Source organism: Corynebacterium sp. MC3 (assembly GCF_900099485.1).
Classification (GTDB): Bacteria; Actinomycetota; Actinomycetes; order Mycobacteriales; family Mycobacteriaceae; genus Corynebacterium; species Corynebacterium pseudogenitalium.
Map to the genome: position 1 here is coordinate 119,381 of NZ_LT622815.1, position 19,590 is coordinate 138,970.

Sequence of the window (19,590 nt, forward strand, 5' to 3'; positions counted from 1 at the left end):
GGAAGACCACGACCTGAAAAGGTTTAAGAATTACTTGGAAGCTTTGCCTCCGCGAATGGCGTCTAACTTCCGTTGTAAGTCAGGGGAACCTGCCGAGACGATGCGCTGCAGCATTTGTTGGTTGCCTTGCATACGGCGTTTGTTTCTGGCTTCGTGCTCCGCAGCGATTTCCCAAAACTTTGTCGTGTTTATTAGATGCTTTGGAGAGCACTTCAATGAGTGATCGGTTGAATTGCTCCAAATAATCGAGTTGCTGGAGGGCGAACAGCGCTTGAACACATCTCTACAGAGGTCGACCGACCAAGCAAATTGTGACCGTTCTGCGAAGTGGTAGTCTGTGAGCCGTCCGAGCAACGCACACGTCCAGTCAGCAAACTGGATAGTTCCGTATAAGTGACTGTCGGCCTGAATCGGAGCTTCAATGATGCTGCGGTTATCTTTGTTGGTTTTGCTGTAAATAGTTTTGCCAAGTGTTGCGACCGCACGTTCACGGTTGTCCGTATCAGTTGCATCCATGATGACCAGCAGCTCTTCATTGGCTTTCGTCGCTATCCTGCCAAGCCTATTGATGGCTTGGATCAAACAATGTTCCTCGCGCTCTTGAGAAGTCTCTTTAGTGACGCTGACTGGGCCAATTGGCTTCTCTTGTCCAAAGAAGAAGAGTTGACCACCAAGATTTCCCAGTTTTCGGTACAGCCTCTTAGTCGCTGGGTTGATTTCATCCTTGTACTCGCGGATATTCGCGGTGGTAAAGAGTGCTGATCCCTTCTTTTCCCACCGTCTTGGATGCGCATTAGCTTGCGTAATTTCCCAGTCAAGAAGCTGTTCTTTTACGTACTCAAAATAGCCACCAAATTGCCGAACGCTGTGCGACGGTATCAAATACCCGGCATAACCAAATACTGGGTGTGTATTAAACGGGTTAAGCGACAAAATGTGTGCTTTTTTGGATATGGATTCCAGGTCCTGCCTGGGCCTACGGCGGGACAGTGCTCGTTGAATCGGGATTCCCTGCCGTAGACCGGAAGGTCCACCACTTCAGGCGTTGGATGTGCTATGGCGGCAGGCCGTTAAACCAGCTAGTGAAGCAGCCAACTCAGCACGGAAAAAGAAAACACAACAGGCCCATGCCTGGCATGTGGAATCACCACCGCAACAATAGACGCCACCAGCGAGCAATGATGGACGGTGATACTACCTGCACGTCCAGCACCAGAATGCCCCTCTGGCGTTCACAACCGAGCAAGACTTTGGGCGCGCAGACTACGCACACGCCCGCCAGGCACACATGCGTGAACGCGACCAATCCAACTCACCCGACGGCCGGCCGAAAGTCTACGACACCGGCATCGACACCGACTTCAACCCCTCCTGGGCCATCCGACACGGCTGGGCAGGACGCTCATAGCCCCAGCACAACACCCCACAACCCCCCATCCCAACCCCTGAAAAGCACACATTTTGTCACTTAAGTCGACACGCCGAGAAAAGCACACATTTTGTCGCTTAACCCTATTAAACTTTTTATGGTCATGTCGGATGTAGGGGCCCTGGTGTCCGAATTCATCGAGGTAGGCTATGAGCATGGCGGTTCCTTCGAGATAGCTCAGCGGCCAGAACAATGCTTTGCTCTGGCCGCCGGAATTAGCGCGGTACGCGTGTTTCAGCGCCGCCACTGCAATTTCACTATAGCTTTTCCGGTAAACGGAGTCAATCGTGCAGTTTCGGGCTTAAGGGACATTTTGTGTGTATAAATCTATCTGGTTTCCTGGGATGACCTCGGCCAACAACCAGATATGGTTTTCAAAACAGTTCCATTCGCCCGTTTTGAGAAATCGACACCGAATGATGTCTGGAGTGTGGTATGGAGTCTGCTGGTAGCGCAGGGGCCCCAGCGAGATCGAAGGCTCTAGGGGACTAGAACCAGCCGCCTGTGCGTTGGGCGGTCGCATATAGCCAGGGGACGAGCAAAGCCCTTGACGTGCACGATTCTGGTCGCGTCGAGGTATCGGGCGTTCCGGTCGACCTCATTGCGTCGACTAACCCAGGTCAGCGCGATTTGGATGGTTTGGGGGTTATTCTGCTGATTTTGCGCTGATCTGCGTTGGTATACCGGAGTAGGTCGACGGGAAGAGGTCGACGGGCCGAAAGAATTCGATACCGGCATTGATAGGCAGTGGAACCCCAGCTTAGGCGTGAGAAAAGGGTGGGCTGGACGCAGCTAAACACACACAAAATGTCCCTTATCGCGACACGCCGTAAAAACACACAAAATGTCCCTTAAACCCAGTTTCGTGACTACATTTTGACTACATAAACCCCCACAAACGCCCTCAAACGCCCCACAGTTCACCCCGCTGGAAAACGAAAAACACCCCCAACCCAGGCAAAGCGCCAGGTAACGGGGGCAATAAAAAGCTTCCCCACCAGGACTCGAACCTAGAATGACGGTACCAAAAACCGTAGTGTTGCCGATTACACCATGGGGAACTGCTCGACCTAGTGTAACCGATACCCAATGAAATGTTAAAAAGTGTGATGAGCTGGCAGTTTGCGGGCTGTCGGGGTTGTGTCCGGGGTGGGCTCTAAGCTAGAACGCATGGCTCGGCAGCGAATGACAAGAACGCAGCGCAGGGACCAGTTGCTCGCAATTGGCCGTGCTGCCTTTGCAGAACGTGGATTTGATGGAATCTCCATGGAGGAGATTGCGCTGCGTGCAGATGTGTCGAAGCCCGTCGTGTACGAACACTTTGGCAGTAAGACCGGGTTGTACGACGCCGTCGTTTCGCAGGAGATGGCGCGGTTTGAGCGCACGATTGTCGAAGTGATCCAAAACGGACGCTGGCGAGAGCGCATTGATAATGGCGTGTTGGCGCTGCTGACGTACATCGATGAGGAAACTGATGGGTTTATCATCCTGGTGCACGGTAGGATCCTCGGACGTGAACGAACGTACTCGACAGTGCTGAACCGCGTGACTGCGGAGGTGTCCTACCTGCTTGAGCGTGCGTTTGAGCACCGCGGCCTCGATGCTTCGGTGGCGGCACTGTACGGGCAGGCGCTGGTTGGGACCGTGTCGAATACGGCGTTGTGGTGGTTGGACCAACGGGGCGTCGATACGCGGTTGGATAAGGCGACGGTCGCGGCGCACATTTCGAACCTGTGCTGGAACGGGTTGAGCGGGTTGGAGGCACAGCCCCGCATCATGACGAACGAAGTGGAGGAACAGTAGTGGAAGAACAGACAGCTCAGGCGCCTGCGTTGGGTGGTTTGCTCACTATGGCGCTTACCGACCCGAAGCTTAAGGGCTTGGTGGGCAACATCGGCGTCGACTCGTTGCACGTGACTGGAATTGACCAGGTTCGTTCGTGGGCTACGGGTGCGCTGGCTCGCCAGGTTCCGGTGCTGTTGGTGACCGCAACGAGCCACGAGGCGGAGGATCTGACTGCTGAACTGCAGGCGATGCTCGGAAAGGGCAAGGTCGCCAACTTCCCCGCTTTTGAGACGCTGCCTCACGAGAGGTTGTCGCCGGCGCCTGATGTCGTGGGTGCCCGTGCGAAGGTGCTGTGGGAGATGCCCCAGGTCATCGTCGCCTCGGCGCGCGCCTTCTGCCAGCCAGTGTTGCCCGCGGTGGAGCCGATTACAGTGAAAGTCGATACCGAGTGGGACTTCACGGAGCTGACCGAACAAGCCGTCAACTTCGCCTACGAGCACGTCGACATGGTGGCAAAGCGCGGGGAGTTCGCCACGCGCGGTGGCATCATCGATATCTTTCCGACCACCGCCGAGTACCCAGTGCGCCTCGAGTTCTGGGGCGACGAAGTCACCGACATCCGAAGCTTCGCCGTCGCCGACCAGCGCACCATCGAGGAGCTCACATCCGTCGAGCTTTTTCCGGCGCGCCAGTTAATTATCGACGCCAGCGTGGCTAAACGCGCCGATGAGCTTGCCCGCACGAACCCGTCGAATACCACGCTGGTGCAGCTGCTCACGCGGATCTCTGAGCACACCCACGCCGATGGGGAAGAGGTACTCATCCCGGTGCTCAGCGACGCGAAGTACTCGGTGCTGCCGGAGCTCATGCCGAAGGGCAGCATTGTGTTCGTCTCTGGGCCTGAAAAGGTGCGCACCCGTATCGCGGACCTCGAAGCCACGGACCAGGAATTCTTGGAAGCTGGGTGGGAGGCCGCGGCGATGGGTGCGGAGGGCCCGCTTGCTGTGGAGGGGCTGGACGTATCGGCGTCCTCGTTCCGTTCGTTCGAGTCGTTGGAAGTGTCGGCACGCAACGCGGGCAACGCGTGGTGGACATTCGCACCTCCAGGTATGTTTTCCGCCGATGATGCGATGACGCTGCCGCTGGAATTCGAGGCTGCACCCGCACCGAAGGGCGAGCCCAAAGCAATTGAGCAGCTCTACGCGACGTTGAAACTGCACGTGCAAACCAACGGGGGCAAGGTAGCGTTCGTGGCGCCAGCGAAGGGCACCGTTGAGCGCATGGCGGAGCGACTGAGGGAGCACGGCATCTCGGCGCGCATCGCCACCCCTGGATTGGAACCTGTCGATGGCGCGGTCACGGTCTACCAGTCCCTTTCGCATGCAGGCCTCGTGTTCCCCGGACCCAACCTGGTGGTAGTGACGGAAACCGACGTGACTGGCAACCGCGTCGGCGACATCGCGGGCGCGAAGCGGCGCCGCCCGAGGCGCCGGAACCGGGTGGACCCACTCGCGCTGACTCCCGGTGATTTTGTTGTGCATGACACGCATGGCATCGGCAAGTTCATCAAGATGGCCGAGCGCACCATCAAAACCGGTGACGAAGCCTCCCGGCGCGAGTACATCGTGTTGGAATACCAACCAGCTAAGCGCGGCCAGCCCGGCGATCAGCTCTGGGTGCCGATGGAATCCCTCGACCTGCTGAGTAAATACACCGGCGGCGAGAAGCCTTCGCTGTCCAAGATGGGCGGCTCCGACTGGAAGAACACCAAGCGCAAGGCGCGCGCCGCCGTACGTGAGATCGCCGGCGAACTCATTGAGCTTTACGCTAAGCGTCAAGCCGCGCCGGGCCGCGCTTTCGGCCCTGACACACCGTGGCAACACGAGATGGAGGACGCGTTCCCGTTCGTAGAAACGGAGGACCAGCTCGCTGCTATTGAGGCGGTCAAGGAGGACATGGAGAAGCCGACGCCGATGGACCGCGTGATCGTCGGCGACGTTGGTTTCGGAAAGACCGAGGTTGCTGTTCGCGCCGCGTTCAAGGCAGTGCAAGACGGACAGCAGGTGGCGGTGCTTGTGCCGACGACGCTTCTTGCCCAGCAGCATTACTCCACGTTCAACGAGCGAATGGACGGCTTCGGGGTCACCGTTCGCGAGCTGTCGCGCTTTACTTCAGCGAAGGAAGCCAAGGAGATTATGGCAGGGTTGGCGGATGGTTCCGTCGACGTTGTGATCGGCACACACCGTCTGCTGCAGACGGGCGTGTTCTGGAAGCAGCTTGGCCTCATCATTGTGGATGAGGAGCAGCGCTTCGGCGTAGAGCACAAGGAGCACATCAAGGCCCTGAAGAGTCACGTCGACGTGCTCACGATGACCGCGACGCCAATCCCGCGAACCCTGGAGATGAGCCTGACGGGCATCCGCGAGATGACCTCGATCACGACTCCTCCGGAGGACCGCCACCCGGTGCTGACCTACGTTGGCCCGCAGGAAGAGAAGCAGGTTGCGGCAGCCATTCGACGCGAACTGCTCCGCGACGGCCAGGTGTTTTACATCCACAACCGCGTCTCCGATATTGAGAAGACGGCGCGCTCGCTGCGGCAACTCGTACCCGAGGCCCGCGTCGTGGTCGCGCATGGGCAGATGGGTGAGCAGCAGCTTGAGCAGACAGTCCAAGGGTTTTGGAACCGCGAATTCGACGTGCTTGTCTGCACCACAATCGTGGAAACCGGCCTGGACATCGCCAACGCTAACACCCTGATCGTGGAGAACGCGCAGAACATGGGTCTGAGCCAGCTGCACCAGCTGCGCGGGCGCGTCGGGCGTTCCCGCGAACGCGGCTACGCGTACTTCCTGTACCCGAAAGAGAAGACACTCACCGAAACGTCCTACGACCGACTTGCGACCATCGCACAGAACAACGACCTCGGCGCCGGCATTGCTGTCGCGCAGAAGGACCTGGAGATGCGCGGTGCCGGCAACGTGCTCGGCGCGGAGCAGTCCGGCCACATTGCAGGTGTTGGCTTCGACATGTACGTCCGCCTGGTCGGGGAGGCCGTCGAAACGTACAAGGCGCTCATGACCGGCGAAGTCGTCGACGCGACAGACCAGGGCCCGAAGGAGATCCGAGTGGATCTGCCTGTCGACGCCCACATCCCCGAAAGCTACATCAACGCCGAGCGCCTGCGCCTGGACGTGTACCGAAAACTTGCCGAGGCCCGCGATGAGCAGGACCTGCGCAAGGTTGCCGAGGAAATGATCGACCGCTTCGGACCACTTCCGACCGAGGTCTTGCGCCTCTTTGCGGTTGCACGCGTGCGCCACTTGGCTCGAACTGCTGGAATCTCGGACATCTTGACCCAAGGCACAAGGATTAAGTTCCACCCCGTGGAGTTGCCAGACTCGAAGCAAGTCAGGTTGAAGCGCCTGTACTCGGGAGCGAATTACCGTGCTGCGGCAAAGACACTGCAGGTACCAATGCCACGTGAAGGCAAAGGCATCAACCAGCCAAACCTGCGCGACATGGAGCTGCTGCAGTGGGTCGCCGACTTCATCGCGGACATTTTCGATGCCGAGAAGATCTCCGTTACCGGTGAGTCCGACGTCGACGGTGGCAGGAAAAAGAAACGCATCATCAGTGTGAGCCAGTAGCGGTTTCTACCGGGCTTTGTCCGGTGGTGCCTATTGGGAGTTTTCCCGGTGCTGCCTGTACTATGGGCCCGTGCGCCCCTATAGCCCAATCGGCAGAGGCAGTTGACTTAAAATCAATTCAGTGTGGGTTCGAGTCCCACTGGGGGCACAATGCAACGTCCCGCATACCTACAGGTAGCGGGACCTTTTGCGTTCCTATCGACTATGCTGTTGGGCACCCCTGTCCCCGAATGCCGAGAGGAAGCAATGAAACAGTACACAGCAGTCGGGATGATCGCAGTCGCTTGTTTGGGCGTTGTGGGTTGTTCCGGTGACAGTGGTTCGAGCTCCAGCAGCAACGATGCAGCCCCGGCCACGATCACCCAAACAATCACCACCACAGATTCACACGCTGAGGACACCGCCACCCCAACCAGCGCCTCCGAGGATACCGAGACTCATACATTTTCAACGCGCCACTCCATCAACACTGGTCAAGTAGGAGGGGAGTGTGGCACCACTGAGTTCGGCGACCGAATCAAGGCGGGGCCTGCGACATCGTGCGAATTTGCAGCTGAGATCTTCGACGTCGCCTACGCAGCTACCTGGCACTACGTAGCGGCGAACCCCAACGTGAACGCGGTGCCGCGAGCTGATATCTCGGTGACGAGTCCCGTCACCGGCGAAACCTACCCGATGGTGTGCAAGATGGGCAGCGATGGCCGCGACATGTGGTGCGATCACCCCGAAGACGAGAACAACTCGGTGCACTTCTACACGTCTGGCGGTAGCCAACGGATGGCGAATCGCGTCAACCTTGTTCAGTAAGGTCGGGCCAGCGAACTATTAGAGTAGGTTCGTTAACGAGCGAACGGCCTGCTCATCAACCTTTGGCTTTTGCAACACAGCAACCAAGAACCCGGACTGCTCCGTGAACGGCTCCAAGTCCCAGCTCGCAAACTGGTGCTGTGGCTGGAACCCGACTTCGTGGCACATGGTGAGGAAGTCGTCGAACTCCCAGCCGCGCCCACGCCCGAAGCCGACGACGAACCGTCCGCCCGGACGTAGCGTTCGGAAGATGTTCTCAAGCGCGGGCCTGCGACCGTCGACGGCGAGGAACCCCATCACGTTGCCTGCCGAGACCGCAATATCGATATCGCGGACCTCGATCGGATCGGCGGAAAGGTCGCCAACTACCCAAGTTGCTTCGGGGAAGTCTTGCTTCGCGTACCCGATCAGCACAGGGTCGATGTCGACGCCGAAGACGATATGTCCACGCTTTGCCAGATAGCCGCCAAGGCGACCAGTCCCGCACCCTGCATCGAGGATGCGGGAGTGGCGGGCGGAGAGGGCGTCGATAAGCCGGGCCTCCCCGTCGATATCTTTGCCCTGTTGCACGAAGTTGCGCCACCGCTGGGCGTAATTCTCGGAGTGGTCAGGGTTTGCAGCGACAATTTCTTTCCAAGTGGCCATGCCCAAAACTATAGCTTCGGCCCCTTGGAAGTCACCTCCGCGTCCGTTGGGATGGCGTCTACCGGGATATCCTTCGGGAACGCGTGAGCAAGTGCGGCAGCAAAGTGCTTGCCACGGATGTCATTGCCGGTGGCGTTGTAGTGCACCTCGTCGCCTGCGAGGAACCAATCCAAGTTGGAGCGCGCCTCGCTCGCCCAGTCGTAGACGACTACGTCTCGACGCTCCTTCGCAACCTTGCGCAATGCAACATTGAACTCGTCCATGTTCTCGTTGGCGTAGTAGCCATTCGACGGGTTACCCGTTGCGGCTGTCGGCCACATCACGCGGTAGCCCTCCAACAGGTCAAGCATCTTGCGGATGTTTGCCTCCAACTCACCCGTGGGGTCGTAGCCGTAGGAACGGGCAGCGTCTGCGTTGGCGGCGTCGTTCACGCCGGTGGCGATGACCCAGCAGGTGCCATCGTCAGCTGCGCCCTGGGCGAGCAGTTGCTGCACGGACTCAATCGCAGACGGGTAGTTCTCCCCGTTGCCGTTGAAACCCTGATTTGTTGCGCGAGCGCCAAACACGCTCGTATCTACCTCGCTTGCGCCAGCGTCCAAGTATCGGTCAATCGCAGTGACCGCGCCTTCAGGCAACTGGTTGATATCGAACATGCCAATCGAGGTGGAATCGCCGACGTGGATGACCTTCTCGCAGCTCATCTTCACGTCCGAAGGCTGGTCCTCCCATGAAGCTTTCTCAGAGGCGGACGTCGTCAAGCTTTCCTCAGTTTCCTTGGCTTTGTCCTTTCCCTCGCGATGGTCGCGCGCGCCTCCGCGCTGCGCATCCTGAGGCAGGGACATGGTGGTGTTCGGCTTCGAGGCATCCATGGCGAACACAGCCGGGATACCTATTGCAATGATTGCGGCGAGCGTAATCGTCGAACCAAGCGTGATCGGGCGGAGTGCCTCCAACGGGTGCGTGCGGAACTGCTTCATTGGCCCGAACACGCCATTGCGACGGATTGGGTTCTCAAACATGGTCCAGCTCAGCGCAGCAAGTGCGGGTCGAAAGCACAACAACGAGGATGGAGGACCACACGCGGTGATCCTGCAACCACGCATCCGGCATGAAGTAAATCACCGGCATGTGCCACAGGTAAATACCGTAGGAGCGTTCGCCGATCCAGCGAAGCGGCTCCCAGCTGAAAATGGTCGTCCACGGGCCGCGCGCCCCAATGACCGAGTAGATAGCAGCAACTGACGCAATGTTCAGAAGCAGGATCCCACCCTTGTACAAGAACATGTTTTCCTGCGCGACGAGCATGCTCAGCGCGAAGATGCCGCCGAAGCCGAGGGCGCCAACAACGGTGCTCAGAACAGGGGAGGAACCAATGTTCTTACCGGCGTGCTTCCGTGAGGAAACCACGATTGCTAAGACCGCGCCGAGTAGCAGCCCGCCCGCACGGGTATCAGTGCCCTCGTAGACGCGAGTCGCATCGATAGAAGGATCAGCGAGCACCCACATCCAGATAAAGGAAGCTCCGGCGAGCACCGTGGTCACGACGGCGACAATCCACCCACGACGGAACACCCTCAGCAGCCCCACAGCAACAGCGGCCACAAGAGATAAAATTGTTCCTCGATCGCCAGTGACCACATATGGTCCAGCGGACCGGGGCCATTGAACTGATCGAAGTACGATGAACCGACGGCGATGTTATGCCAGTTGTTCACGTAGAAGATGGAGCTCAACGCTTCAAACGAGCGGTCACGAAGGTTGCCCGCATCGAACGCGACGGAAAGAATCACGACTGCCAACACTGTGGTCAGCATCGCAGGTATGAGACGGCGGAAACGCCTGACCCAAAACGTCTTCAGGTGCAGCGAGTTATCCCGGTAGTGCCCACGCATGAGGTTAAGCGTGATCAAGTACCCCGAGAGGGTGAAGAACACGCCCACGCCTAGCAGGCCACCGCTGAACCCAGGGAGGTTGAGGTGGTACGCGATAACCAGCATGACCGCTAGCGTTCGGATCCCGTCGAGGGCGGGGACATAGCGGTGAGAACCTGATATTGGGGGCGGCATGGGATGGCGACCTTCCTGGAGTGCGACAAACGTACAGAAGTATAGCGCTGCCAGAAAGATGGACATGAATTGTGGTGCAGATTGCTGCAGAGGCCACGCTCAGTGGCGTGATCCGGACAAATTCTTTGGGCGCATGGAACTAAAACAACACCCAGTGCGTTGGAGTAGGTGAACGATTGTTCTCAAAAGAAAGGATCAGGGGTCCGTGAGTAGCAACAACCCTGTATTGAAAACTCTGCAGGGAGTAGATTCCCAACGTGGCACTGGGTACCAGGGGTACGGTGCCGCGAACCCGTACGAGCAAGCACCCATGGGTGCATCGGCGGGCACAGTGTCTGAGGACCGTCCAATGACGGTTGACGACGTTGTCACTAAAACCGGCATTACCCTTGCCGTAATTGTCGCCTTTGCAGTAATTAACTTCGGACTGTACCTCGGTGGGTACGGCTCCATTGCCAGCATTCTGACGGTGGTCGGTGCCGTCGCCGGTTTCGTCCTCGTGATGATTCACGCATTTGGCAAAAAGTACGGTTCCCCAGTTATTACCCTGGCGTACGCGGCTGCTGAGGGCCTGTTCCTTGGTGGGTTCTCATTCGCCATCACCGGGCAGTTCAGTGTCGCCGGCGCGGACGCAGGCGCGTTAATCTTCCAGGCGATCTTGGGCACCTTCGGTGTCTTCGCGGGCATGCTTGTGGTCTATCGCACCGGTGCCATTCGCGTTACCCCGCGGTTTAATCGGATCCTCACCGCAGCCATTTTCGGCGTGCTCATCCTGGTTGTCGGCAACCTCTTGTTGAGCATCTTTACAGGCATGAATCCGCTTCGCGGTGGTGGCACCATCGCCATCGTGTTTAGCCTGGTCTGCATCGTGCTGGGCGCACTTGCGTTCCTGCAGGACTTTGACGTCGCCGATAAGTTGGTGCGCATGGGCGCCCCATCGCAGGCGGCCTGGGGCGTTGCACTTGGCCTGGCAGTGACTCTGGTGTGGCTCTACACCGAGATCCTGCGCCTGCTGTCTTACTTCCAACAGCGATAGCGCATGCGCTCACTGCGATAAATACCCGGCCCCACAACTGTGAGGCCGGGTATTTTTGTCTAGTTGCGCTCAAAAGCGCCCCGGCCAACAACATCGCTGGGCCCGGGCAGGGAGCTAATTGCTGTATTCAGCGTACTTAGCGTGCACCCTCAGGGTTGATAGACGTGCCGTCAACGGTGATGGTTTTAAACACGAGCACACCATCTACGATGTCTGGGTTGCCCAGGACAACCTGCACATCTTCGATTTCGCGGTTCGGATTGACCGTGGTGCGGGTAGCGGTGCCCTGCGCGAGCTGCTCAGACCAGGTATCCCATACGATGTCCTGGAGGAAATCGTTCTGGTCGCTGCAGTTGAGAGTCAGCGAAGCTGGACGCTCAAGGCCGACGCTGCCGCAGTTATTGACCAGTGGGGTCTTGTCCGAAGCACCCATAGCGGTGACGGTCTCGGTGACTGCAGCCTCAGAGGTAGCGCCTGCTGCATCGGTTACGTTCGTCGGGGTTGCCTTCGCGCGCTCACCAGGAAGCGAAGTTGGGTCCTGGCTTTGTGCCGTATCAACCTTCAGGTCCGACGGGTTTTGGTGTGGCGGGTGGCAGGCAGTCAAGCCCACAGCGCCGAGTGCGACCACGCTGGTGAGTACTAGCTTGCGGGAAAAGAACTTATTCACAGGAATTCCTTCAATGTCAGCGATCACGGATAACGCCGATGGCGTAGACAGGCTACTTCGCCCGTGGCGTGGAAGCCTTAACAGAATCATACGGTTCTGCGGAGACGATTGTTACCGAAATCTCTCGGCCATTTGGGGCGTTGTAGGTGCGGGTTTCACCTTCGGAAGCACCGACTACGGCTGCGCCGAGCGGGGAGTTCTCCGAGTAGGTTTCCAGGTCCTCGTTGTCCGTCGAAGCCGCGCGGGTACCGATCAGGAACGTTTCCTTATCATTTTCGTCATTGTTGTAGTAGACGTGCACGACGGAACCTACGTGGGCTACACCCTCGACGATGCCGGAGCGCTCCGTGGTGGAGTTAGCCAGCAGTTCGGAAATCTGCTTAATGCGAGCTTCTTCCTGGTCCTGCTGCTCACGCGCGGCGTCGTAGCCAGCGTTTTCCTTGAGGTCGCCTTCTTCACGGCGTTCGTTAATTTCGGCTGCGATGACAGGGCGATTGTCGATGAGCTGCTGAAGCTCAGCTTCAAGCTTGGCCTTCATCTCCGGGGTGATGTACTGCTGCTGAGTTTGCGCCATCAGGTAAAAACCTTCCCTATTTATGTCAAACGAGCCCGCCGTTTGGCGGGCAACTTTACCAGGCGGATAATAGCACAGCTGCCGCGCAGGTGGTGCACTGGTGAGGCTTAGCGGGCGTCGTAAAAGGTGCTGGTGGGGTCCATGTAGAACGGCAGATTGTCCGAGCAGCCGTAGACACGTCCGGAGACTGCCGGTTCGCGCACCGGTAGTTCGACGGCGACCCGCTCGAGCTCCTGCCCGCCTGCGGGGAGTACTACTTCTCGACGCCCAACTTCGGCATGCGCGTAGTTGACCGCAGTGACGATGCAGTACGAAGGGGTCTCGACGTCTCTGCGTGATACATCGATCCACATGCGTGTGGTGTTGTCGTCGACAGCTTCGAGCGAGATGAAATCCGCAGTGACGGTGCGAGACTCCTGCTTCTTGAAGTAGTCAAAGACGCTGTAAAGCAGCACGACGACGAGGCCGATGGCGATCAGCGCGACGATCCGGCCAGCGGCGTTGCTGCGTTTCGTGGCTGTCGGGGTGGTGCTGGAGCCGTATCGGGATGTTGGGCGACTGGGAGAAGTCACGGTTACCTACCTCGCTGAATGACGCTGGATGACGCTGTAGCTGCAATCCGTTCCAATGGTACTAAGATGGCGCGAAGTTACGGAATCAGACCTCGAAGAAGTTCTAGGAGGAATAGTGGCCGGCTTGCGCTTGATGGCGATCCACGCACACCCAGACGACGAGTCCTCTAAAGGTGCAGCAACGATGGCAAAATACGCATCGGAGGGGAACCGGGTGCTCGTCGTCACATGTACTGACGGGCGACGAGGCGACATCTTGAACCCTGCGATGGATCGGCCGGGCGTGCTGGAGAACATCCTCGAGGTCCGGGAGCAGGAGATGGCGGAGGCCGCGGCGGCCCTCGGCGTGGAACATCAGTGGATGGGGTACGAAGACTCGGGTCTGCCACAAGGCGACCCGCTGCCCCCGCTGCCGGAAGGCTCGTTCGCGACCCAAGACCCGGAGGCAGTGACGGCGCATCTCGTCGAGTCGATTCGAGAGTTCAGGCCGCATGTCATCATTACCTACGACGAAAACGGTGGCTACCCGCACCCCGACCACTTGATGGTCCACGAAATCTCGATGCTGGCCTGGGACAAGGCGGGAGATCCATCCTTTGCTCCTGAAGCAGGGCAGGCGTGGACGCCATTGAAGCTGTACTACAGCCATGGATTTATCCTGCAGCGGATGCGTCTTCTGCAGGACCGCTTGTACGCGCAGGGAAAGAAGAGCCCGTACGAGCTGATGATTCAGCGGTGGGAAGAAAACAAAGCGGATGTGATGAGTCGCGTGACCACAAGGGTGGAGTGCGCGGAGTACTTCCCCCAGCGTGCAGCAGCGCTGACGGCACATGCGACACAGATTGATCCGGCGGGCGCGTTTTTGGCGAGCCCAGTTGAGGACCAGCAGGAGGTATGGCCGACAGAAGAGTTTGAGTTGGCCAGAACTCGCGTAGCATCAACGTTGCCGGAAGATGATCTCTTCGCCGGTATTGACCCGAAGACCGCGGACGCGCTCGCTGAAGGTTTCGGGCAAGAGCGCTAACATTCTCAGCACAAGGAAGACGAAATACACATGATGACGACAGCACACGCAGCGATTATCAACACCTCTGCTTACTTGGTGGCGCAGGCGCCGAAGGAAAACCCGGTGGGGCCTGACTTTGGCAAGGCTTCGCCATTCGGCCTGTTGCTGTTGGTGATGCTGGCTGTGGTCATTTTGTCTCTGGGGTTTGCGTTCCATCGCCGGTACTCGCGGTTCCGCCGTCGCAGCCTCTTCGCTGAGAAGCACGGAATCGACCCGTTTGACCAGGAGGCGCTGGATAAGGCCATGGCGGAGGCGGGTGTGCTTGATCGCCGGAAGAAGCGTTGGATCTAAGGCATCTAACATACATACCGTTGATTGGTGAGTAAGGTTGGGTCCGTGAGTAGCCTCCAAAGAATTCTGTATCCGCTGTATGAAGCGCGCCTGAAGCGTGAGCTGAAGGGCAAGAAACGCCCGAAGCACATCGCGGTCATGGCGGACGGCAACCGACGGTGGGCCCGTGAGGCTGGGTTCACCGATGTTTCTCATGGCCACCGGGTGGGTGGGGCGAAGATCGGCGAACTTGTGCGGTGGTCGGCGGAAATGGACGTGGACGTCGTTACGATCTACCTGTTATCAACGGAGAATTTGCAACGGACTTCGGAAGAAGTTGAGCTGCTGTTCGACATTATTTCCGAGGTGATCGAGGACCTTGCGACGCAGTCTTACTCCTGCAAGGTTCGGCTCGTAGGGCACCTGGAGCTCTTGCCGGATGAGGTTGCAGAAAGGATGCGCCGATCTGCCGACACCACCACAGGCAAAGCTGGCCTGACCGTCAACATTGCGGTGGGGTACGGCGGCAGGCAAGAAATTGTCGACGCCGTTCGCAGCCTCATTAGCGACGCCGCTGCCAGCGGCTGCAGCGTGGACGAACTGGTCAACGCAGTGACCGTCGAGTCCGTGTCGCAGCACCTGTACACCTCAGGTCAGCCCGATCCAGACTTAGTGATCCGGACGTCGGGGGAGCAGCGCCTCTCCGGCTTCCTACTGTGGCAGGCGGCGTACTCCGAGATCTGGTTTACGGACACGTACTGGCCCGCGTTCCGCAAGATTGACTTCCTTCGCGCGTTGCGCGAGTACTCGCAGCGCTCCCGTCGCTTCGGCAAGTAGGCAGCTACCTGGCGCTACATTTTGCGCATGCGGACCCACTGCACTGAATGGTCGGCGCCTTTGCGTAGCACGAGCGAGGCACGGATACGGGTGGGGGCAATGTTTTCCACTAGGTTCGGCAGGTTGATGGACTGCCAAATATCGCGTGCCTTGTGACGGGCCTGCGCCTCATCGATGTCGGCATAGTGCGCAAAGTGCGCGCCGGGCTCTCGAAACGCGGTGTTGCGAAGCTTCATGAAGCGGTCGATGTACCAGCGTTCAATATCGGTGGTGAGGGCGTCGACATAAATTGAGAAGTCGAAGAGGTCGGACACCATGAGGGTCGGGCCGGTTTGGAGGACGTTGAGCCCTTCGAGAATGATGATGTCCGGCTGGCGGACCTCAATGAACTCGCCTGGGATGATGTCGTAGGCGAAGTGAGAATATATCGGCGCTTTGACCAGTGGTTGACCCGACTTGACCTCGGTGACAAAGCGCATGAGGTCGCGCCGGTTGTAGGATTCCGGGAATCCTTTGCGGTCCATCAGGTTGCGCTCTTTGAGCACTTTGCTGGGATAGAGGAACCCGTCGGTGGTGATGAGGTCCACTCGAGGATGAGAGTCCCAACGCTGTAGCAACACCTGCAGTACACGGGCAGTCGTTGACTTGCCGACGGCCACCGACCCCGCAATCCCGATAATGAATGGCACGTGGCCTGGGTCATCACCGATAAACGTCTCTGTAGCCTTCGTAAGTTTTTGTCTGGCCCGTACCTGGAGGTGAATCAGGCGAGAGATCGGAAGGTAAATGTCTTCAACTTCCTGCATATCGAGGTTCTCGCCGATACCACTGAGCTTGGCTACTTCGTCCTCCGTCAAGACTTGTGGCATTTGCGCACGTCGGTGCCGCCAATCGTCGCGGTGAAAGTCCAAATAAGGGCTCGAATCCGAAGTGCGGGGAGATTTCGCCATGCGTAACATTGTTACATTTGTTGTTTCGTGCCGGGGAACTCAGGTACAGATACTTCTGAAGTTCCTGAATAAAGTGGACTTCTTTCGTAGCGCTGATGCTTATACTGCATAGCAGTGCCAGGCGTAGGTGTGCCTGGGCATGAGCTATAACATGATTGACTGTCTGATCTTGAAAGGACCCGGTGCACGTGTCTGAAGACCTCCGCTACCAGGATCTCGCTACTTTTGACCCCGAAGTTCACGAAGCGATCGTTCAGGAGCTGTCGCGCCAGCGAAACACGCTGGAGATGATTGCCTCCGAGAACTTCGTTCCGCGAGCAGTGCTGCAAGCACAGGGTTCGGTGTTTACAAACAAATATGCCGAAGGCTACCCAGGTCGTCGCTACTACGGTGGCTGCGAGCACGCCGACGTCGTTGAAGACCTGGCGCGCGACCGCGCGAAGGAGCTCTTCGGCGCGAAATACGCGAACGTGCAACCACACTCCGGTGCGCAGGCGAATGCGGCTGTGTTGATGGCGCTGTGCGAGCCGGGCGACACCATCTTGGGCCTCAGCCTCGCTCACGGTGGCCACCTGACGCACGGTATGAAGATCAACTTCTCCGGCAAGCTGTACAACGTCGCTGCGTACGAGGTTGAAAAAGACACGTGCACCATCGACATGGAGAAGCTGCGTGAACAGGCGCGCGAGGTCAAGCCGAAGGTGATCATCGCGGGTTGGTCCGCGTACCCTCGCCACGAGGACTTTGCTGAGTTCCGCTCGATCGCAGACGAGGTTGGTGCGTACTTGTGGGTCGATATGGCGCACTTCGCTGGCTTGGTCGCTGCTGGTCTGCACCCGTCGCCGGTGCCTCATGCACACGTTGTGTCCTCCACGGTGCACAAGACCATTGGTGGACCACGCTCCGGCTTCATCCTGACCAACGATCTCGAGCTGCACAAGAAACTCAACTCCGCAGTGTTCCCAGGCCAGCAGGGTGGCCCGCTGGTGCACGTGATCGCTGCGAAGGCTACCGCCTTCAAGCTCGCCGCGACGGAGGCTTTCCGTAACCGCCAGGAGCGCACGCTCGAGGGCGCAAAGATTCTCGCCGAGCGCTTGACCCAGCCAGACGCCAAGGAAGCCGGCATCGACGTCGTCTCCGGCGGCACCGATGTCCACCTTGTGCTAGTGGACCTGCGTAACTCCGCGATGGATGGCCAGCAGGCAGAGGATTTGCTGCATAAGGCTGGCATTACGGTGAACCGCAACGCCGTTCCTTTCGATCCGCGTCCGCCAGCCGTGACGTCGGGGCTGCGTATTGGCACCCCGGCGCTGGCGACCCGCGGCTTCGGCAAGGAAGAGTTCGAGGAAGTTGCGGAAATTATCGCCGAGGCGCTTATCCAGGGTGAGAACGCCGACGTCGACGCCCTGCACGCCCGCGTAGACGCGCTGGCGGAGCGGTTCCCGCTCTACCCGGGCCTCGAAGATTGGAAGATGCTCTAAGAGCTACTGCTGCTGCTCGGCCTGGCGCTGCTCTGAATGAGTGGTGCGGGCCGAGCTCAACCATTCCGGCTGGTTTTTCAACAGCTCGTTGATCTCCTCAGTGGTGAGCGGCTTGTCCATGTCGTTTGCTTTGAGTGCGGTGATTGAGATCCCGAGTTTGCGCGCCACCTCGGGGCGGGGGTGTGGCCCATTGCGGCGCAGTTCCTGCAGCCACTCTGGGGGATTGTTCTGTAATTCGCGCAGTTGCGCGTGCGTCACGGCATTGTCTTGGAACTCCTGCGGCGTCGCTGGCAGGTAGATCCCGAGTTTCTTCGCGGCGGTCGCGGCCTTCATCGCGGTTCCGGATGGCTTCTGTGTAGTCATACACCAAACGGTAGCATTGTGCCATGCTATCGCTTGCTTTCGTCACCGGCACAGAGCCAGGGAAGTGGTTTAAACGCTTCGCACAGTCCACACCGCACTCGCTCGATACGCAAGGTGTCGACGACCCCTTCGCTGATCTCCTGGACGAGACGACTTCTACATCGCTGGCGCTGATGCGCCTGCCCGATGACCGTATTACCGATGAATTTCACGTGGTCCGTCTCTATACCGAGGCTCCCGGCGTTGCCGTGCCCAAGGACTCTTTGTTTGCAGAGCTTGGGGAGCGCGTCGATTACGCGGACCTCGAAGGCGAAATCATCAACTGGGTCTACCAGCCGGAGGCGTCACTTGAAGAGCTTCGTGGTGCATTGCAGGTCGTTGCGGCAAACGTTGGCGTGGCATTGGCCCCGTTGCCGTTGTTGAAGGTGCTCTCGAAGAAACAGATCGCGTGTTTGGAAGTTTGGCACGCTCCGCTGGTTGAAACTGAGATTGCATTGGTGTGGCGGAAAACCGACGACGGTGACGAGATCCAGGACTTTGTGGGCGTCGCAAAAGGGCGCACCGCTCGCTCGTCGAGGGGGAGTGAGCCGACTGCTGGGACGAGGCGGCGCAAACAGGTGTCAGACTCCCGTGCTGCGCAGGGCAAACGCTTATATACGAAACGTGGGAAAAAGCGCAAGGGTGCGGCCGGGAAAACACCCCGAACGGGGGTGAAACGGAGGCGGCGAAAGTGAAATTTGCATAATGGAAACCAGACAAATTCAACAACGAAAGGAAATTTTGATGAATTACAAGAAGGTTTTTACTTCCGCCGTTGCTGCTACCGCTCTGGCCGCAGGCTTGGTTGCTTGCTCTGACGGAGAGGGCGCCGATAGCACTGCTACCACCGCTGCGGATGGTGCTTCCGGCACCGCAACGGTGACCAACATCGAGACAGCTACAGAGGCAGCCGAGACGGAGACTGCTGCTGAGACCGCCACCGACGCTAATGGTGCAGAGGGCTCTACGGAGTCTGTCTCCTTGACTACCGCAGACGGTGAAGAGGTCAAGGTTCCAACCGGTCTGGTCCAGGCAATCGGCCAGTACGCTGACTCGGAGTGGGGCGAGCCGATGAAGGTTACGGAGCACGATGGCAGCTGGATCGTTGACTTTGACAATGACCACCACGTCGCCTGGAATGAAAACACCGGTGGCGCTCCGATCTGGGGCCAAATTGCTAACGTGTGGCTGACGAATGAAGGCGTTATGGACAAGGTTGGCTTCCCAACCGCAGCCGAGACCCCACTTCCAAATGAATCTGGCTGGTTCCAGGAGTTCGAGCACGGCACCATCGAGTGGACTCGTGAAAACAACGACACCGGCGCGTTCGCTGCAAACATCATCGAGAAGTAA

Annotated in this window: 20 protein-coding genes and 1 tRNA gene; 11 read left to right on the forward strand and 10 right to left on the reverse strand. The window is 58.6% G+C overall.

Features of this window, described 5'->3' with window-relative positions; translation table 11 throughout:
* Positions 1-30: 30 nt before the first annotated feature.
* Positions 31-933, reverse strand: a complete 903-nt coding sequence (locus BQ4436_RS07380; protein ID WP_255366153.1) for a DUF3800 domain-containing protein — start codon at positions 931-933, stop codon at positions 31-33.
* A gap of 1,666 nt (positions 934-2,599) precedes the next feature.
* Between BQ4436_RS07380 and BQ4436_RS07385 the strand changes: the two genes are divergently transcribed.
* The 4 genes from BQ4436_RS07385 (at position 2,600) to BQ4436_RS07400 (ending at position 7,671) form a co-directional block, all read left to right on the forward strand.
* Entirely contained in the window at positions 2,600-3,232 is a 633-nt protein-coding gene (locus BQ4436_RS07385; RefSeq protein WP_070362771.1) for a TetR/AcrR family transcriptional regulator, read from the forward strand.
* A 47-nt stretch (positions 3,233-3,279) separates the two neighbouring features.
* On the forward strand, positions 3,280-6,864 hold the full coding sequence (gene mfd, locus BQ4436_RS07390) for a transcription-repair coupling factor (protein ID WP_083329516.1): 3,585 nt from the start codon (positions 3,280-3,282) through the stop codon (positions 6,862-6,864).
* A 74-nt stretch (positions 6,865-6,938) separates the two neighbouring features.
* A tRNA-Leu gene (locus BQ4436_RS07395) sits at positions 6,939-7,012 on the forward strand.
* 98 nt (positions 7,013-7,110) lie between these two features.
* On the forward strand, positions 7,111-7,671 hold the full coding sequence (locus tag BQ4436_RS07400) for a hypothetical protein (protein WP_143000852.1): 561 nt from the start codon (positions 7,111-7,113) through the stop codon (positions 7,669-7,671).
* Between the two features lie 18 nt (positions 7,672-7,689).
* Here BQ4436_RS07400 and BQ4436_RS07405 read toward each other — a convergent pair whose 3' ends face one another.
* Genes BQ4436_RS07405 through BQ4436_RS12540 form a run of 4 tightly spaced genes read right to left on the reverse strand, consistent with a single transcriptional unit; the run spans position 7,690 to position 10,313 of the window.
* Positions 7,690-8,316, reverse strand: coding sequence for a class I SAM-dependent methyltransferase (locus BQ4436_RS07405; RefSeq protein ID WP_070362768.1), 627 nt, complete (start codon positions 8,314-8,316; stop codon positions 7,690-7,692).
* 8 nt (positions 8,317-8,324) lie between these two features.
* Complete coding sequence (locus BQ4436_RS12530) at positions 8,325-9,335, reverse strand: SGNH/GDSL hydrolase family protein (protein ID WP_255366154.1); 1,011 nt, start codon at positions 9,333-9,335, stop codon at positions 8,325-8,327.
* A complete protein-coding gene (locus BQ4436_RS12535; protein WP_255366155.1) occupies positions 9,328-9,918 on the reverse strand; it encodes an acyltransferase family protein in 591 nt (196 codons plus the stop codon). Before BQ4436_RS12535 ends, BQ4436_RS12530 begins: the two co-directional genes overlap by 8 nt.
* The gene (locus BQ4436_RS12540) at positions 9,891-10,313 is read right to left on the reverse strand and encodes an acyltransferase family protein (protein WP_255366156.1); all 423 of its coding nucleotides are present in this window, start codon (positions 10,311-10,313) and stop codon (positions 9,891-9,893) included. The genes BQ4436_RS12535 and BQ4436_RS12540 overlap by 28 nt, the downstream gene beginning before the upstream one ends.
* 274 nt (positions 10,314-10,587) lie before the next feature.
* On the opposite strand from BQ4436_RS12540, the gene BQ4436_RS07415 reads away from it, so the two are divergent.
* Positions 10,588-11,418: a Bax inhibitor-1/YccA family protein gene (locus tag BQ4436_RS07415; protein ID WP_070976184.1), complete on the forward strand. Its 831-nt coding sequence runs from the start codon at positions 10,588-10,590 to the stop codon at positions 11,416-11,418.
* A 136-nt stretch (positions 11,419-11,554) separates the two neighbouring features.
* Here BQ4436_RS07415 and BQ4436_RS07420 read toward each other — a convergent pair whose 3' ends face one another.
* The 3 genes from BQ4436_RS07420 to BQ4436_RS07430 form a co-directional block, all read right to left on the reverse strand.
* Entirely contained in the window at positions 11,555-12,085 is a 531-nt protein-coding gene (locus BQ4436_RS07420) for a hypothetical protein (protein WP_070362765.1), read from the reverse strand.
* Positions 12,086-12,137: 52 nt separating this feature from the next.
* On the reverse strand, positions 12,138-12,659 hold the full coding sequence (greA, locus tag BQ4436_RS07425) for a transcription elongation factor GreA (RefSeq protein WP_070362764.1): 522 nt from the start codon (positions 12,657-12,659) through the stop codon (positions 12,138-12,140).
* Positions 12,660-12,766: 107 nt separating this feature from the next.
* Complete coding sequence (locus BQ4436_RS07430; protein WP_070976186.1) at positions 12,767-13,231, reverse strand: DUF4307 domain-containing protein; 465 nt, start codon at positions 13,229-13,231, stop codon at positions 12,767-12,769.
* A 115-nt stretch (positions 13,232-13,346) separates the two neighbouring features.
* On the opposite strand from BQ4436_RS07430, the gene mca reads away from it, so the two are divergent.
* The 3 genes from mca to BQ4436_RS07445 are packed head-to-tail and all read left to right on the forward strand — an operon-like array spanning position 13,347 to position 15,404.
* A complete protein-coding gene (mca, locus tag BQ4436_RS07435; protein WP_070362762.1) occupies positions 13,347-14,255 on the forward strand; it encodes a mycothiol conjugate amidase Mca in 909 nt (302 codons plus the stop codon).
* Between the two features lie 30 nt (positions 14,256-14,285).
* The gene (locus BQ4436_RS07440; RefSeq protein WP_141742271.1) at positions 14,286-14,588 is read left to right on the forward strand and encodes a hypothetical protein; all 303 of its coding nucleotides are present in this window, start codon (positions 14,286-14,288) and stop codon (positions 14,586-14,588) included.
* A 45-nt stretch (positions 14,589-14,633) separates the two neighbouring features.
* Positions 14,634-15,404 carry an isoprenyl transferase gene (locus tag BQ4436_RS07445; protein ID WP_070976450.1) on the forward strand — a complete coding sequence of 257 codons (771 nt, stop codon included), beginning with the start codon at positions 14,634-14,636 and terminating at the stop codon, positions 15,402-15,404.
* A gap of 14 nt (positions 15,405-15,418) precedes the next feature.
* Here the strand turns inward: BQ4436_RS07445 and coaA are convergent, their stop codons facing one another.
* Complete coding sequence (gene coaA, locus BQ4436_RS07450; RefSeq protein WP_070362761.1) at positions 15,419-16,354, reverse strand: type I pantothenate kinase; 936 nt, start codon at positions 16,352-16,354, stop codon at positions 15,419-15,421.
* Positions 16,355-16,542: 188 nt separating this feature from the next.
* Between coaA and glyA the strand changes: the two genes are divergently transcribed.
* Complete coding sequence (gene glyA, locus BQ4436_RS07455) at positions 16,543-17,835, forward strand: serine hydroxymethyltransferase (protein ID WP_070976188.1); 1,293 nt, start codon at positions 16,543-16,545, stop codon at positions 17,833-17,835.
* 3 nt (positions 17,836-17,838) lie between these two features.
* On the opposite strand, the gene BQ4436_RS07460 is transcribed toward glyA, so the two are convergent.
* Positions 17,839-18,198: a DUF5997 family protein gene (locus BQ4436_RS07460; protein WP_070362760.1), complete on the reverse strand. Its 360-nt coding sequence runs from the start codon at positions 18,196-18,198 to the stop codon at positions 17,839-17,841.
* A 23-nt stretch (positions 18,199-18,221) separates the two neighbouring features.
* On the opposite strand from BQ4436_RS07460, the gene BQ4436_RS07465 reads away from it, so the two are divergent.
* Together BQ4436_RS07465 and BQ4436_RS07470 are read left to right on the forward strand one after the other, a co-directional pair.
* Positions 18,222-18,932, forward strand: a complete 711-nt coding sequence (locus tag BQ4436_RS07465; protein ID WP_070976190.1) for a LysR family transcriptional regulator substrate-binding protein — start codon at positions 18,222-18,224, stop codon at positions 18,930-18,932.
* Between the two features lie 49 nt (positions 18,933-18,981).
* Entirely contained in the window at positions 18,982-19,590 is a 609-nt protein-coding gene (locus BQ4436_RS07470) for an LGFP repeat-containing protein (protein ID WP_070362758.1), read from the forward strand.